Genomic DNA, 14620 nt, shown 5'->3' with positions numbered 1-14620 from the left:
CGGGATCAGGGAGGTGCTGGGTGCACCCCTGCCTGGCGAACCCGCCAGGGGCGACGTGCGAGCGCTTCTGCTGGGTACGCGTATCGATACCCGCAATTTGCAGGACTTCGCGGAGCCCGAGACCCTCAACCTGTCGGGGGTCGGGGCCGCGTTCGTCTTTCGCTACGGTGTCCTGGTGCTGATCGGGGCGGCGGTCGAAACCGAGCGTCGGTTCATCGAAACCCTGTCCGAGCACATCATCGATCCGCTGGCCACGCCCGAAACGGAAACCGCCTGGATCGAGATTTCCGCGGACCGCGAGGAAACGGTCAGCGCAGACGGACACATACGATTGAGGGAGGCGTCGCGGGAACGCTTGTTGCTGACGGCCACCGTCGTCGCCCGGAGCGTCGTCCTCGCGCGGGATGAAGGCCGTATTGCCGAAGCGTTCGATCGCGTGGAGCCGCTCATCAACGAACTGCGCATCCACGGTCGTGCGGTGATGCCGATCCGACGCGTCATGCAGAGCATCGGTGACGTTCTCGCGGCGCAGCACCGCGTCGTCGGCCGGGCGCAAATCTCCGAGAAGCCGGACCTGCTCTGGGATCATCCCGAACTCGACCGGCTTTACGGGCGTCTCGAAGCCGAGTTCGAACTGGGCGACCGCGCACGCGCCATGGAACGCAAGCTCGAGGTGATCGGCGACGCTGCCGAATGGCTGCTCGACCTGGTGCAGGACAAGCGCTCGTTACGGCTCGAGCTTGCCGTAATCGGGCTGATCGCGTTCGAGGTCATCCTCAACATCTACGAATTGTGGCGTCACTGACGACGACACGCCGCCGGACCGGGCTTTAGTCCGTTCATCGCACCACCTCGCGGGCGATAGCGCGACGAGTACCACAGAACCTGCGGCCCCGCCTCGCATGCAGACGATCGGCTCAGTTCGAGTGTTCGACGACCCAGCCCGCCGGCGTACTCCGCATCGACGTCTTGCAGTAGCGGCAGATGCTCGTATCCGCGCCGCGACCCTTGAAGATGGTGTGTCTGCGAGACCGACGATGTATGCCGATCATGCATTTGGCGCGTCCGATAAGTCTTTGAAACATCGCGATCTCCTCGATCGCAACGTAACGCCCGCCGGGACGCCCGCGATTAAATTCGCGGTCATTCAGGTCCCGAAATAGAACATCTGCGCTCGTGATCCACAGGAGGCCGCCGAGTCCAGATTGCCCCTCATATTCAGCACCGAGCGAGTTTCTCTTCCCACCCAGCCCTGCCCGCGCGCTGCGTTATTTCGGATGCGATGCTGCCATTGCCGATCATCCTAAATCGAGGGGGATGACCTTGCTTCTGACTGGGCGGCCAAACATGCTTCATGGCTTGCTTACCAATCCGCGCTACGGATCACCGCTATGGATCACGACGCTCAGCTTGCCGGTACGGCCGAGACCGACCCTCGCCCGCAGTCGGCGGTCAGTCACGGCGCGGGTCTGTCGGGACTCGTCGGGGTGCTTGTCTGGATCGGGGTCGCGCGACACTACGGCATGGACGGGCCATATTCGGCGCTCGTCAACGTCGTCGCCTGCGGGTTGCCGATGATCGTCTGGTCTTTGCTGGTCGACAAGGTTCATCGCAATCCCAGTACCGGGATCGACTGGTCAGCGGGCCGGCCGTGGCGCGAGACGCTCGACACCAGTCTGACCAAGCTGGCTGGCTTATGGGCGACCTGGGCGGGGATCGCGGTGATCTACGGTGCCGGGCGATTTTACTGGGAAGGCAATTTCGCGTTTGCGATGTGGTGCTTCACCAATGCCGCACCGATCCTGTTCGTCGCGTCGATCCCCTATGTGCTGTGGATTGACCGCTATCTCGTCGAGCCGCGCGACGGCGCCTGGCATCTCGGCGCGTGGTTGACCGGGCAGGCCGGCGTCGACCGCGAGGCGATCTACGGCCATCTGCGCGCATGGGGGGTGAAGACGTTCTTCCTCGCCTTCATGCTGGCGATCGTCCCGCCGGGCTTCGGTAATTTCGTCCGCGGCGACGTCGCGTCGGTGCTGCGTGATCCGGTCGCGCTGTCGGGCTGGCTGGTGACGCTGATGTTCCTGATCGACGTGGCATTCGCGACGGTCGGCTATCTGCTCACGTTCCGGCCGCTCGATTCGCATATCCGCAGCGCAAATCCGTTCGCCGCGGCCTGGATGCCGGCGCTCATGTGCTATCCGCCGTTCATCCTGATGACCACGGGTGGCCCGCTCGATTATCATCCGGGCACGTCGGACTGGGCATACTGGTTTCAGGGGCATCCGATCCTGCTGGCGCTGATCGGCGCGGTGCTGGTCGGGCTGACCGCGATCTACGCCTGGGCGACGATGGCGTTCGGCTTTCGCTTCTCGAACCTCACCAACCGGGGGATCCTGACGCATGGTCCCTATGCCGTGTCGCGGCATCCGGCGTATCTGTCGAAGAACCTGTTCTGGTGGATCTCGACGATCCCGGTGCTGACGCTCGGCAGCATGGTCGACGCGGCCCGTGCGACGCTGCTGATGGCGGCGGTCAGCGGGGTGTATTATTGGCGCGCGAAAACCGAGGAGCGGCATCTGAAGCTCGACCCGGATTACCGCGTTTATTTCGACTGGATGTCGCGCAACGGCCTGGTGCCGCGGTTGTTCGCGAAGCTGCGCGGCTAATTCCCCTTCCGCTTGCGGGAGGGGTTAGGGGAGGGGCTGACCTATGCCTCTAGCGCGACGTCCGCGGCCAATCCCTCCCCCGCCCTCCCGTAAACGGGAGGGGAGCAATCAGAAGCTGGCTTCGTCATAGACCTTCGACACGTCGCCGTTCCAGGCGCCGTTATAGCGCTCCAACAGCACTTCGGCGGGCACCTTGCCGCTCCGCACGATCTCCCGCAGCGGATCGAGGAAGCCGGTCTCGTTGTCGCCAGCCCGATTGAACCGCGCGCGCGCCGACAACCCGGCGCCCGCGATGTCGAGCACCTGGCCCGCGATATCACGCAGCGTGCCACCACCCGCGATCGGCGCGTTCAGCGCGAGCCTCGGCACCGCATCGCGCAACGCCTGGCGCTCGTCGATCGTCCAGTCCTTGACCAGGTCCCACGCCGCATCGAGCGCACCCTGATCGTACAGCAACCCGACCCACAGCGCCGGCAGCGCGCAGATGCGGTTCCACGGCCCGCCATCCGCGCCACGCATCTCAAGGAACGTCTTCAACCGCACCTCGGGGAAGGCGGTCGACAGATGGTCGGTCCAGTCGTCGAGCGTCGGCTTCTCGCCCGGCAGCACCGACAATTCGCCCTTGAGGAAATCACGGAACGAGAGGCCGGCGGCATCGATGTACTTGCCCTCGCGGTAGACGAAGTACATCGGCACATCGAGCGCGTACTCGGCGTAGCGCTCGTACCCGAAGCCATCCTCGAACACGAACGGCAGCATGCCGGTGCGATGCGGATCGGTGTCCGACCAGATATGGCTGCGATACGACAGCATGCCGTTGGGCTTGCCTTCGGTGAACGGCGAGTTCGCGAACAGCGCGGTAGCCAGCGGCTGAAGCGCCAGCCCGACGCGGAATTTCTTCACCATGTCCGCCTCGGACGCGTAATCCAGGTTCACCTGGATCGTGCAGGTCCGCAGCATCATGTCGAGCCCCATGCTGCCGACGCGCGGCATGTGCCGCAGCATGATCGCATAGCGCCCCTTCGGCATCGTCGGCAGTTCCGCGCGCGTCTTGTCCGGCCACATGCCGAGCCCGAGAAAGCCGATGCCGAGCTTCTCGCCCGCGGCCTTCACCTGCTCCAGATGGCGCCCGGTCTCGGCGCAGGTCTCGTGCAACGAGTCGAGCGGCGCGCCGGACAGTTCGAACTGGCCCGCGGGCTCCAGGCTGATGCTGCCGTCGGGCCCCGACATGGCGATCGCGTTTCCGCCCTCCATGACCGGCTTCCAGCCATATTGCTCCAGTTCGCCGAGCAACGCGCGGATGCCGCTCGGCTCGTCATAGGACGGCGCGTGGTGATCGCCGTTCGCATAGACGAACTTCTCGTGCTCGGTGCCGATCCGCCACGCGTCCTTCGGCTTTTCGCCGCCCGCGAAGCTGGCGATCAACTGGTCGCGCGACTCGATCGTCGGGCTGGTCTTTTTCGGAGCGGGAATCGTCGTCATCGCCGCGCCTTACGCGTCGATGAACGAGGGTGCTAGAGGGTATCCGGACCAATCGGTAGCAATGTCGTATCGATCATTCGTCGCGCCAATCTCCCGCCGCCGCCATCCACAAGGCAACGGCCGCCCCCGCCGCGGTTTCGGCGCGAAGGATCCGCGGCCCCAACCCGATGCCGACCGCGTTCGGATGCGCGCGAATCGCCTCGCGTTCATCGGCATCGAAGCCGCCTTCGGGCCCGATCAGGATCGCCGCCGGACCGGGCCGCGACCGCATCGCTTCCAGCGCCGGCACTCCGCCGGTCTCGTCCGCGAAGAACAGCGCGCGGTCCTCCGGCCAGTCGCGCAGCAATGCGGCGAGCTTCACCGGCTCGGCGACTTCGGGCAGCGCGGTGCGCCCACATTGCTCGGCCGCCTCGATCATCTGAGTACGGAGGCGTTCGGTATTAGGCTTGTCGACGATCGTCCGCCGCGTGACCACCGGCACCAGCCGCGCGACGCCAAGCTCGCACGCCTTCTCCGCCATCCAGTCGACCCGGCCCTTCTTGAGCGGGGCGGCACACAGCCACAGATCGGGCACGTCCTCGCGCGGCCGCAGCAACTCGGTCACGTCGAGCACCAGATCGCGCTTGCCGACGCTCGACGCCACCCCGAGCCACTCTCCGGTCCGATCGTCGAACAGCTTCACCGGATCGCCCACTTTCATCCGCATCACCCCGACGAGGTAGTGCGCGGCGGGGCCGTCGACGTGGAGCGGACCAGCCGAAAGCGGTGTATCAACGAAAAGGCGCGGCGTGGATTGCGGCGGCCAGGCTGGGGTTGCAGGCATAGCTCGCCTCTAGCAAATCCTCCCCGGCACGGGGAGGGGGACCAGCGAAGCTGGTGGAGGGGGGCTTCCACGCAAGAGGCGCTTGCATTTGGCACTTCCGTCAGCGTTACGCTCGCGGCGATCCCCCTCCACCCTTCGCCGACGGCGAACGGTCCCCCTCCCCGTGCCGGGGAGGATGGCACTTCTCGCTCCCCTCCCTGGAAGGGAGGGGCTGGGGGTGGGTTGGCTCGGAACTGCCGGCACGTCCGCCAAGCAGCCGACCCACCCCAGACCCCTCCCTTCCAGGGAGGGGAGAAGATTAGCGCTTCCGGCATACGCGACAAGTCAGATCACCGCTTCCGCCGCGCCCACATTTTCCGCGCGATCACCCAAGTCACAACCAGGACCACAACGCCAAGGATCAACACCCCTGCAACCGCCCCTGCGACCCGGAATATCCCCCAGAACAACGCCTCGACGAAGCGGCCGACCGCGACCGAGAGGCCGATCATGCTGGAGGGTCCGAACGCGTCACGCCTCACCGGTACCCGGCAAAGGCTTGCGCGCCAAACCCCGTCTTCCTACGCCCCCATCATGCAGACCAAGCCGAGCCACGCTGAAATCGTCCCCGACAGCGAGCACAGGGGTTTAGTCGGCCGCCTTCCGCCAACCCTCCGCGGCCTCGCGCTGCTCGCCCGCTTCGATCGCCCAATCGGCTGGTGGCTGCTCTTCTGGCCCGGCGCGTGGGGCGTCGCGCTCGCCGGTGGCGCAGTCAAGCGCTGGGACCTGATCCTCTGGCTCCTGCTCGGCAGCATCGCGATGCGCGGCGCGGGGTGCGTCTTCAACGACATCGTCGACCGCGACCTCGACGCGCAGGTCGCGCGCACCCGCGCCCGACCGATCCCGAGCGGCCTCGTCTCGATCAAGCTCGCCTGGGTCTGGCTCGTCGCGCTCTGCCTGATCGGGTTCGCCGTCCTGCTGCAACTCACCTTCTTCGCGGCGATCGTCGCGCTCGCCAGCCTCGCACCCGTCGCCGCCTACCCGTTCATGAAGCGCATCACGTGGTGGCCGCAGGCGTGGCTCGGCATCGTCTTCTCCTGGGCGCTACTGGTCGGCTGGAGCGACATCGCCGGCGCGCTGGATACGCCGATGTGGCTGCTCTACGCCGGGTCGATCGCGTGGGTGATCGGCTACGACACGATCTACGCGCTGCAGGACCGCGAGGACGACGCGATGATCGGCATCCGCTCCTCTGCGCTCCGCATGGGCAGCCACGTCAAGGCCGGCGTCGGCATCTTCTACGCCGCCGCCGTCGCGTTATGGGCCGCAGCCTTCTGGCAAGTCCGCCCCGACCCGCTCGCGATTGCTGCGCTCGTGCCCGTTGCGCTCCACCTTGCATGGCAGGTCGGTACCCTCAAACCGAACACGCATGAGGGCGCCGGCACCGCAGCACTGGCCCGCTTTCGCGCGAACCGTTTCGCCGGACTGCTGATGTTCCTAGCCTGCGTGGTTGTCGGCACGAGCCTGCATCCTTAAGTCGCTGATATGCTGACCCCAGACCAAGCCCGCGACCGCGCCCACGACATCGTCCAGCGCGCGAGGGCGGCGGGCGCCGACGCCGCCGACGCGGTCTTCGCCGCCGACGCCGCGCTCGACGTGTCGATCCGCCTCGGCAAGCTCGAGGATATCGGCCGTTCCGAAAGCGAGGACCTCGGCCTGCGCGTGTTCGTCGGCCAGCGGTCCGCGAGCGTCTCCACCTCCGACCTGTCGACAGTAGCGATGGATGCGCTGGTCGAACGCGCGGTGGCGATGGCGCGCGAGGCACCGGAAGATCCTTGGGCCGGCCTCGCCCCCGCCGATCGCCTGCTCCACGGCATTACCCCAATGCTAGGCCTCGACGATGGCGGCGAAGCCAGCCCCGAGCAACTCCGCGACGCAGCGCTCGAAGCCGAAGACGCCGCCCGCGCCGTCCCCGGTGTCTCGAACAGCGAAGGCGGCGGCGCCAGCGCCTCGCGCAGCGTCTGGGCGCTCGCCACCAGCCACGGCTTCGCCGGCGCATACGCCGCAACCGGCTATGGCGTCTCGGCCAGCGTGCTCGCGGGCGAAGGCGGCGGCATGCAGCGCGATTACGCGCACAGCAGCGCCCGCCTCCGCGCGCATCTCGAATCCCCCGAAGCGATCGGCCGCCGCGCCGGCGAACAAGCCGTCGCGCGCCTCAACCCCGGTCGCGTCGTCAGCGGCGCTACGACGATCGTCTACGACCGCCGCGTCGGCGGATCGCTCGTCGGCCACATGCTCGGCGCGATCTCCGGCCAGGCGATCACGCGGAAGACCAGCTTCCTACTCGATTCGCTTGGCAGCCAGGTGTTCGCGCACGGCATCACCATCCGCGACGATCCGCACCGCCCGCACGGCCTGCGCTCGCGCCCATTCGACGGCGAAGGCTTGCCCGTCTCCCCGAGCGACATCATCGAGGACGGCATGCTCGAACGCTGGTTGCTCGACTCCGCCTCGGCGCGCCAGCTCGGCCTCGAACCCACCGGCCACGCCGCGCGCGGTGTCGGCGGCGGGCCTGGCGTGTCGACGAGCAACGTCTTCATGGAGCCCGGCCATGTGCCGCTTGAAACGCTCATCGCCGACATCGTATCGGGCGTCTACGTCACCGAACTGATGGGCGGCGGCGCGAACGGCGTGACCGGCGATTACAGCCGTGGCGCCGCCGGCTTCCGCATCGAGAACGGCCAGATCACCACGCCGGTCGCCGAGTTCACGATCGCCGGCAACGTCAAGGACATGTTCCTCGCGATGACCCCCGCCAACGACCTCGAATTCCGCTACGGCGTCAATGTGCCGACGCTCCGCGTGGAGGGCATGACGGTGGCGAGTGGCTGACCGGTATCGAGGGCCGGAGAGGTCGCCGGCATGGCTGCGCGCTATGGCGGACGCGGTAGCGAGTGTCGCCGCAGAGGCTGGCGCGATGGCGCTCGACCGCTTCGACACCGACTTCCAGCGCTGGGAAAAGACTCCCGGCAGCCCGGTCTGCGAACTCGACATCGCGATCGACCGGATGCTCAAGGCGCGGCTGTCGACCCTTCTCCCCGAAGCCGGCTGGCTCTCTGAGGAAACCGCCGACAACGCCGACCGCCTGGCCCACGACCTGCTCTGGGTCGTCGACCCGATCGACGGAACGCGCGACTATATCCGCGCACGTCCCGGCTGGTGCGTCTCGGTCGCGCTGGTCGACCGTGGCAAGCCGGTGATCGGCATCCTCGAAGCGCCGTCCCGCGACGAACGCTGGCACGCGGTCGCAGGGCAGGGCGCCACGCGCAACGGCATCCCGCTGAAAGCCGGTAACCGCACCGACTTCCCCGGCAGCCGCACCCCGGTGGACGCCCTCCCCAAAGCCGACCGAGACCTCGTCATGGTCCACAAACCCAACTCGATCGCCCTGCGCATAGCCATGGTAGCCGCCGACGAAGCCGACCTCGTTGCCACCCTCCGCTGGGGCAACGAATGGGACATCGCCGCCGCAATACTCGTCGCGAGCGAAGCGGGGGCGGTAGTGACCGATGCACTTGGTGCGCCGCTAATCTTTAACAAGCCGCGCCCGCAGGCGTTCGGCGTACTTGTCTCGACGCCGGGAATACATGCATCGGCAGTCCAGCGCCTGGCGGACCGAGCCCGCGCGATCAACGGCTAGTGCCGGTCAGCGACTTGCCGTTATCGTCGTATCCGGTAGCGTCAGGTCGAGCACCTCCAGTTCGCCGGGGCCGGCCCGTCTATTGATTAGACTCCCGGTAGGCGTTTGATACGTGCCGCGCAGCGAGAACCGCTCGACCCTGTAGACGCCCCGCGCGCCCGCCGCTCCGTCCGTACCCGTATAGCGGCGCGCGGATACCTGCTTGACCAGATACCCCGCCCACCCCGTCGACCGCGATCCGCGCAGGATCTCGGCATCGTCCGTCTTGCCATCGGGCTTGATCCAGAACCCGATATCGACCCACTGGATCGAGCCCACATCGGACGATCTGGCCGACACCGGGTTCCTGAGGTCGAATTTGGCGGCCGCGTCCCGTGCCGCCGCCTCTGCCGTTGGTTCATAGGGAGGGCCCCAGATCAGCACCGGTCGGGTCGTCGTGTCGTGGCCGATCTCCCGCACCAACCGGTCGACTTGACCATCATCGGCACGTTGCGCTGCCAGTCGCAAGCGGACCACCCGCGACACCGATCGAAGCGCGGGGTCGGTCGCGGCGGGTCTTGCCTCGGCTTCGGCGAGAAGGCGTGCGGCCCCGGCGGGATCGTTCCGCGCGTTGGCCAGTTCGGCGCGACGCAATGTCGCCAGCATCGCCAACGTCGCGTTGCCGTCGGCAAGCGCCTGCCGTTCGACCGCGCGATAGGAAAGCTCGGCCGTGCGTCCGTCGCGCAGTGCCAGCCACATGTCGCCGGTGGCGAACGCGGCGGCAGTCACCGCGGGATCGTCGCGCGGTAAATTCTCGCGCAGCGTGCGAACTTGGCCACCTACCGCTTTCTTGAAGACATCCATTTCGCCGTCGTGCAGCGACACCGTCGCATAGGCTTCATATAGCGCCGCGACCGGCTTTGGTGCGATCGCGGCATTCTGCTTGTTGCGCGCAACCGCGGCAGCGAGCGTCCGCCTGGCCCGCTGATAGGCGCCTTGGCGGAATTGCTGTTCGGCAAACGCGATCGAGACCTGCGCATCGCGAAGCGGCGGGCAACCTTGTTCGACGCAGGCCTGGTATGCTTCGTCCAGACGTTTGCCCGACACGATGATGTCGGGTGTAGCAGCCTGCATCGCCAGCACGAAAAGCAACCCGATCATGGTCCAGCCTCCGGATCTATCAGGCGACATCGTGCATGATTCGGATCAACGATCAAAGTCTAAATTCATCGGGTCTGATTACAGTTCGTGGCACGCGCTTGCGCTACTGCGCGCCATTTTTCTCGTATTCGATCTTATTTCAGAAACGTGCGCGTCGCGAGATTGTCGAGGTCGCTGAAAGCCAGACGAGCGCTTCTCATTGAAACACCGGCCGATCGGCGAAATGCCAGCTACCTGAGCACGCGCTTGCCCTTCGTGCGGCTGGTCAGGTGGAATTGCAGGCAGCGGTCGCACCGATAGGCTCTGAGCGGTACGCGTCCGGTATCCGCCACTGCCAGCGCGTCGACCTCTAAGACAAAGCGTGCCTTTCGGCGGCAGACGCTGAGCCGGGTGCGCTTCACCGCCTCAATCCTTGTACTTCATCTCCAGGAATCGGCCGCGGGTCGACAAATTGTCGAGGTCGCTCTGCGCGAGGCGAGCGGTCATTTCGCCGATCTCCTGCTCGATCAGCTTCAACCCGTCGACCAGCTCGGCGTCGGGCGAGCGGCCGTTACGCGGGGTGGTGCGGAGCGACGCCGGCACCTTCTCGTAATCCTTGACGAAGGCGGGGAGCTGTTCGCCGATCAGTTTCCGGACGTCGACCGCTTCCTGCGTGTTCGCGTCGAGCGTCGCGAGCTGCGGGGTCAGCGTTTCGAGACGCAGGCCGATCCGGTCGACCAGGGTCATCGCCGGCGCGGGGAGGGCGGGGCGTTGCGCTTCGAGCCAGCGTTCGGTCTGCGCGGGGAGCGCGCGGATGTCGACCGCCGCGAGCCGCTCGGGCGTGGGTGCGCGTTCCGCCGGCCAGACCGCGAACAATACCGTGGCGGCGACCAGCAGCGCCATCACCAGCATCGCGCCGCCGATCCCGAGCGGCACGATCCAGCCGATCACCATCGCCGCGATCAGGATCGAGACGTCGGCGACCGCGATCCGGGTCAGTCGCTTGCCGATCGCCTGAGTCTGCCTTGCCCGCCCCCGCGATGGCGAGCGTGCGATGACGGTGCCCGTCCGGTCGTCGGAAATGCGCGACCAGGAGGCGCGGGCGCTGGCGATGGCGTCGTCGACTTCGCTCACGAGGGTTACATCGCCTCCAGCTTGAACGGGCTGGCGGACGGTCCGCCCAACTGCCCCTGCGTCGCGCCTTCAGCCCGCGCAATGTAGCCACGCGACTTGTCGACCTCGTTCGACAGCGCGCCAACCGTCACCTTCATCGAATCGAGCGCCTTCAGCTTGAACACATCGATCGCGTCCATCGTGTCGTAGATGTTCTGGAACGCGCGTTGCAGCGTTTCCAGAGGGATCGTCGCCGACGCCGCCTGCTCATGGATCTGCGCGGTCTGCGATTTGAGCAGTTTGCCGGTCGAGTCGATGATGTTCGCGGTCGTCGTGTTGAGCGCGGTGATCTGCTCCAGCACCAGCTTCTGGTTGGTCAGCGCCTGCGCCACCGTCACCGCGGTGCGCAGCGCGGAGACGGTCGTGGTCGAGGCGCGATCGACGCCCTTCACCAGCTCGACATTGTTCTTCTTGACCAGATCGAGCGCGAGATAGCCCTGCACGGTCACCGCCATCTGCGTCAGTAAGTCCTGCGTGCGCTGGCGCGTGTAGAACAGCGCCGTCTCGCGGATCGCCTTCGCCTTGGCCGGATCGGTGTGGTCGAGATCGTTGGCAACGTCCTCAAGCTTGGCGTCCATCGTCTTCGACAGGTGGATCATCTGCTCGAGCCGGCCCATCGCCGCCCACAAATTCGCGCGCTCGGTATCGATCGCGGCATTGTCCATCAGCAGCTCGTCCTTGCCCGAGCTGAGGCTCTTCAGGATCTGCGCGATGTGTGTCTGCGACGATTTGTAGCCGTCGAAATAATTGCGCATCTTGCCACCGAACGGGATGATCCCGAACAGCTTTTGCGGCGCGGTGAGGTTGCCCTTCTTGCCGGGATCGAGATCCTCGACGACGCGGCGCAGCTCGGCCAGATCCTTGCCGACCCCGGTCTCCTGATCCATCGCCTTCACCGGGCGATCGAGGAAGCGGTTCGACTGGCCGGCGGCGTCGCGGATTTCCTTCGCGCCCATCGCGGTGATCGCATCGACGCGCTTGCCGAATTCGGGCGAGTTGACGTCCTGCGCGACGAGATCGGTGACGAAGCCCGACACGCGCTCCTCCAGCTGCGACTTCACGCCGGCATCGACGGGCACCAGCCCGGACGCCTTCGCGGCCGCGACCGTGGGCACCGGATCGGGCGGGGTCAGCACCAGGCCCGGCTCTTCCGTCAGCGTGTTCGGGGTCGTCGCCATGCTCGTGTCTCCGTTCGGTGGGGCATCGTGGCTGCAACCCGCCCCGCATTCAAGTGGCGTATATAGATAATACACCGAGGCTTGCCAACAGTTCTCCTTGAAACCGGGCGGCCGCGTGGACAGCTTGGTCGCGCCATCACAGGAGTTCCAGCATGCGCGCCATCGGCTATACCAAGTCGCTCCCGATCGACGATCCGCAGTCGCTCGTCGCCCTCGATCTTCCCAAGCCTGAGGCTATTGGCCGCGACCTGCTGGTCGAGGTGAAGGCAGTGTCGGTCAACCCGGTCGATACCAAGATCCGCCAGCGTCGCGAAGATCCCGACGGCAAGTCGCAGGTGCTGGGCTGGGACGCATCGGGCGTCGTCGTCGCGGTCGGCGCGGACGTGACCGGGTTCAAGGTCGGCGACGAAGTGTTCTACGCAGGTGCGATCGATCGGCCCGGTACCAATTCCGAATATCATCTCGTCGACGAACGCATCGTCGGCCACAAGCCGCAGTCGCTCGACTGGGCGCAGGCGGCGGCGCTGCCGCTGACCTCGGTCACCGCGTGGGAGACGCTATTCGACCGGCTCGACGTGCGGAAGCCCGTCCCCGGCGCGGCGAACGCGATCCTGATCATCGGCGGGGCAGGCGGGGTCGGCTCGATCACGATCCAGCTCGCGCGGCAGCTCACCGATCTGACCGTGATCGCCACCGCGTCGCGCGACGAGACGCGCGGCTGGGTCGAGGATCTCGGCGCGCATCACGTGATCGATCACCGCAAGCCGCTCGCGGCGCAGGTCGAGGCGCTCGGGCTCGGCGCGCCGGGGTTCGTGTTCTCGACCACGCATACCGACGAACACATCGCCGAGATCGGCGAACTGCTGGCGCCGCAGGGCCGGCTGGCGTTGATCGACGATCCGAAGACGCTCGACATCGTGCCGCTGAAGCAGAAGTCGATCTCGGTGCACTGGGAGCTGATGTACACGCGCTCGCTGTTCCAGACCGCGGACATGGGCGAGCAGGGCAAGTTGCTCGACGAGGTCGCGCGGCTGGTGGATGCGGGGACGATCCGGACGACGCTCGCGGAGAATTTCGGGAAAATCGACGCGGCGAATTTGCGCAAGGCGCACGAGCGGATCGAGAGTCACACGGCCAAGGGGAAGATCGTGCTGGAGGGGTTCTAAGTTCGAGGAACGCCACCACCCCGGCGAAGGCCGGGGCCCAGTTGGAGGACGTTGCTGACGGGTCGCGGTACGCTGTTATTGCCACCTTCCCAACTGGGCCCCGGCCTCCGCCGGGGTGGATAGAATGGAGGGTGGGGCGTTGCAGGTCGCCGCCACCTAACGATCCTCCCCCGCAAGGGGGAGGTGGCAGGCTCTTGCCTGACGGAGGGGGAGGCGCGCCCCAACCTTTGTTCCGTGTCCTCCCCCTCCGTCACCTTCGGCGACACCTCCCCCTGGCGGGGGAGGATTGCGATATCCGCTCTGGCGCCCCGGCAAACACACGATACGCTGCGCCTCATGCTCCGCCCGCTGATCCTCGCGCTCGCCTTCCTCCCTGCGGCCGCCACGAATCGCCCCCCGCCAGCCGACCCGCTCACCGCCACGATCCACACCGAAGACGCCGACCGCTTCGCGACCCTCTTCGCCAAGACCAAGGGCAAGCCCACCGCCGCGCAACTCAAACGCGACTATCTCGACAAGGGCAGTTTCGGGATCGGCGTCTTCACCCCCGGCCGGATCGTCGACGCGGACAATCTCGCGCGTGCCATCGCCGCCAACCCGATCCGCTACGCGCAGGCGATCAAGACCTGTCTCCCCGCCGCCAAGGCCGCCACCGCCGATCTCCGCGCGATCTACCTCGGCCTTCACGGCGCACTTCCCGACGTGAAGCTCCCGCAAGTCTATATAGTCTTTGGCGCGAACACGTCCGGTGGCACCGCGAAGCCGGGCGCCCAGGTACTCGGTCTCGAAGTCCTCTGCCGCATGTCGCCGACGCCCGAGAAACTCCGCCAGACGCTCCGCCATTTCTTCGCGCACGAGACGGTGCATTCCTTCCAGCAGGACGCCGGGATGACGCTCGCCCGCGACCCGCTGCTCACCGCGATCCTGGTCGAGGGCGCCGCCGACTTCATCGCTGGGCTCGTCACCGGCGAGGAGCCCGACGCCGCCCGCGCCGCCTGGGCCACCCCACGCGAGGCCGAACTCTGGCGCCAGATGCAGGCCGACATCGCGCTCACCCGCAAGCTCACCGACAAGGACGATCCCGAGGAAGGCTCGCCCGAAGCCAAGGCTTACGCGCGCTGGATTGGTAACTACTCCACGCCGCCCGCCGGCTGGCCGCCCGAACTCGGCTATTGGATGGGGCTGCGGATCTGGCAGCGTTACTATGCCGCCGCACCCGACAAACACGCTGCGCTGAGGGCAATGCTGGCGGTCCGCGATCCTCGTGCTATTCTCGCCGCCGGAACATACAAGCGCCGCGGAGGTTCCCTCTAAAGGCGACGAAATGCCGCTGC

Annotated in this window: 14 protein-coding genes; 8 read left to right on the top strand and 6 right to left on the bottom strand. The window is 66.7% G+C overall.

Annotated elements, in window-relative coordinates; genetic code table 11:
• Window positions 1–55: 55 nt before the first annotated feature.
• From J4O76_RS01575 to J4O76_RS01565, 3 genes are all read left to right on the top strand, one after another.
• Window positions 56–805, top strand: coding sequence for an RMD1 family protein (locus J4O76_RS01575; RefSeq protein WP_235524791.1), 750 nt, complete (start codon window positions 56–58; stop codon window positions 803–805).
• Between the two features lie 97 nt (window positions 806–902).
• The gene (locus tag J4O76_RS01570) at window positions 903–1163 is read left to right on the top strand and encodes a hypothetical protein (RefSeq protein WP_426279876.1); all 261 of its coding nucleotides are present in this window, start codon (window positions 903–905) and stop codon (window positions 1161–1163) included.
• Window positions 1164–1391: 228 nt separating this feature from the next.
• Window positions 1392–2666, top strand: coding sequence for a methyltransferase family protein (locus tag J4O76_RS01565; RefSeq protein ID WP_426279875.1), 1275 nt, complete (start codon window positions 1392–1394; stop codon window positions 2664–2666).
• 108 nt (window positions 2667–2774) lie between these two features.
• On the opposite strand, the gene J4O76_RS01560 is transcribed toward J4O76_RS01565, so the two are convergent.
• The 3 genes from J4O76_RS01560 to J4O76_RS01550 form a co-directional block, all read right to left on the bottom strand.
• On the bottom strand, window positions 2775–4148 hold the full coding sequence (locus tag J4O76_RS01560; RefSeq protein ID WP_426279874.1) for a glutamate--cysteine ligase: 1374 nt from the start codon (window positions 4146–4148) through the stop codon (window positions 2775–2777).
• Window positions 4149–4221: 73 nt separating this feature from the next.
• Window positions 4222–4971 (bottom strand): 16S rRNA (uracil(1498)-N(3))-methyltransferase, encoded by a 750-nt coding sequence (locus J4O76_RS01555; protein WP_426279873.1) that lies wholly within the window; start codon window positions 4969–4971, stop codon window positions 4222–4224.
• Between the two features lie 329 nt (window positions 4972–5300).
• Window positions 5301–5462, bottom strand: a complete 162-nt coding sequence (locus J4O76_RS01550) for a hypothetical protein (protein ID WP_426279872.1) — start codon at window positions 5460–5462, stop codon at window positions 5301–5303.
• 82 nt (window positions 5463–5544) lie between these two features.
• Between J4O76_RS01550 and ubiA the strand changes: the two genes are divergently transcribed.
• The 3 genes from ubiA to J4O76_RS01535 are packed head-to-tail and all read left to right on the top strand — an operon-like array spanning window position 5545 to window position 8650.
• Window positions 5545–6486, top strand: a complete 942-nt coding sequence (gene ubiA, locus J4O76_RS01545; RefSeq protein ID WP_426279871.1) for a 4-hydroxybenzoate octaprenyltransferase — start codon at window positions 5545–5547, stop codon at window positions 6484–6486.
• A gap of 9 nt (window positions 6487–6495) precedes the next feature.
• The gene (locus tag J4O76_RS01540) at window positions 6496–7842 is read left to right on the top strand and encodes a TldD/PmbA family protein (protein WP_426279870.1); all 1347 of its coding nucleotides are present in this window, start codon (window positions 6496–6498) and stop codon (window positions 7840–7842) included.
• 43 nt (window positions 7843–7885) lie between these two features.
• On the top strand, window positions 7886–8650 hold the full coding sequence (locus J4O76_RS01535) for a 3'(2'),5'-bisphosphate nucleotidase CysQ (RefSeq protein ID WP_426279869.1): 765 nt from the start codon (window positions 7886–7888) through the stop codon (window positions 8648–8650).
• A gap of 6 nt (window positions 8651–8656) precedes the next feature.
• Here J4O76_RS01535 and J4O76_RS01530 read toward each other — a convergent pair whose 3' ends face one another.
• The 3 genes from J4O76_RS01530 to J4O76_RS01520 all read right to left on the bottom strand — a co-directional run bounded on the left by J4O76_RS01530 (window position 8657) and on the right by J4O76_RS01520 (window position 12120).
• Window positions 8657–9790: a hypothetical protein gene (locus J4O76_RS01530; RefSeq protein WP_426279868.1), complete on the bottom strand. Its 1134-nt coding sequence runs from the start codon at window positions 9788–9790 to the stop codon at window positions 8657–8659.
• A 405-nt stretch (window positions 9791–10195) separates the two neighbouring features.
• On the bottom strand, window positions 10196–10903 hold the full coding sequence (locus J4O76_RS01525) for a hypothetical protein (RefSeq protein ID WP_426279867.1): 708 nt from the start codon (window positions 10901–10903) through the stop codon (window positions 10196–10198).
• A gap of 5 nt (window positions 10904–10908) precedes the next feature.
• Window positions 10909–12120 (bottom strand): toxic anion resistance protein, encoded by a 1212-nt coding sequence (locus tag J4O76_RS01520; RefSeq protein WP_426279866.1) that lies wholly within the window; start codon window positions 12118–12120, stop codon window positions 10909–10911.
• A 152-nt stretch (window positions 12121–12272) separates the two neighbouring features.
• Between J4O76_RS01520 and J4O76_RS01515 the strand changes: the two genes are divergently transcribed.
• Together J4O76_RS01515 and J4O76_RS01510 are read left to right on the top strand one after the other, a co-directional pair.
• Window positions 12273–13286 (top strand): zinc-binding alcohol dehydrogenase family protein, encoded by a 1014-nt coding sequence (locus J4O76_RS01515; RefSeq protein WP_426279865.1) that lies wholly within the window; start codon window positions 12273–12275, stop codon window positions 13284–13286.
• Window positions 13287–13622: 336 nt separating this feature from the next.
• On the top strand, window positions 13623–14600 hold the full coding sequence (locus J4O76_RS01510; protein ID WP_426279864.1) for a hypothetical protein: 978 nt from the start codon (window positions 13623–13625) through the stop codon (window positions 14598–14600).
• Window positions 14601–14620 lie beyond the last annotated feature (20 nt).

This window comes from Sphingomonas sp. NFX23 (assembly GCF_049887795.1).
In the GTDB taxonomy this organism is placed as follows: domain Bacteria; phylum Pseudomonadota; class Alphaproteobacteria; order Sphingomonadales; family Sphingomonadaceae; genus Sphingomonas.
Note: the sequence above shows the minus strand (reverse complement) of the source record. Positions and strands in the feature narration are given on the sequence as shown.

Coding starts and splice junctions, on each gene's coding strand:
- J4O76_RS01570 (WP_426279876.1), top strand. CDS start 903: ATGCAGACGATCGGCTCAGTTCGAGTGTTCGACGACCCAGCCCGCCGG.
- J4O76_RS01565 (WP_426279875.1), top strand. CDS start 1,392: ATGGATCACGACGCTCAGCTTGCCGGTACGGCCGAGACCGACCCTCGC.
- J4O76_RS01560 (WP_426279874.1), bottom strand. CDS start 4,148: ATGACGACGATTCCCGCTCCGAAAAAGACCAGCCCGACGATCGAGTCG.
- J4O76_RS01555 (WP_426279873.1), bottom strand. CDS start 4,971: ATGCCTGCAACCCCAGCCTGGCCGCCGCAATCCACGCCGCGCCTTTTC.
- J4O76_RS01550 (WP_426279872.1), bottom strand. CDS start 5,462: ATGATCGGCCTCTCGGTCGCGGTCGGCCGCTTCGTCGAGGCGTTGTTC.
- ubiA (WP_426279871.1), top strand. CDS start 5,545: ATGCAGACCAAGCCGAGCCACGCTGAAATCGTCCCCGACAGCGAGCAC.
- J4O76_RS01540 (WP_426279870.1), top strand. CDS start 6,496: ATGCTGACCCCAGACCAAGCCCGCGACCGCGCCCACGACATCGTCCAG.
- J4O76_RS01535 (WP_426279869.1), top strand. CDS start 7,886: ATGGCGGACGCGGTAGCGAGTGTCGCCGCAGAGGCTGGCGCGATGGCG.
- J4O76_RS01530 (WP_426279868.1), bottom strand. CDS start 9,790: ATGATCGGGTTGCTTTTCGTGCTGGCGATGCAGGCTGCTACACCCGAC.
- J4O76_RS01520 (WP_426279866.1), bottom strand. CDS start 12,120: ATGGCGACGACCCCGAACACGCTGACGGAAGAGCCGGGCCTGGTGCTG.
- J4O76_RS01515 (WP_426279865.1), top strand. CDS start 12,273: ATGCGCGCCATCGGCTATACCAAGTCGCTCCCGATCGACGATCCGCAG.
- J4O76_RS01510 (WP_426279864.1), top strand. CDS start 13,623: ATGCTCCGCCCGCTGATCCTCGCGCTCGCCTTCCTCCCTGCGGCCGCC.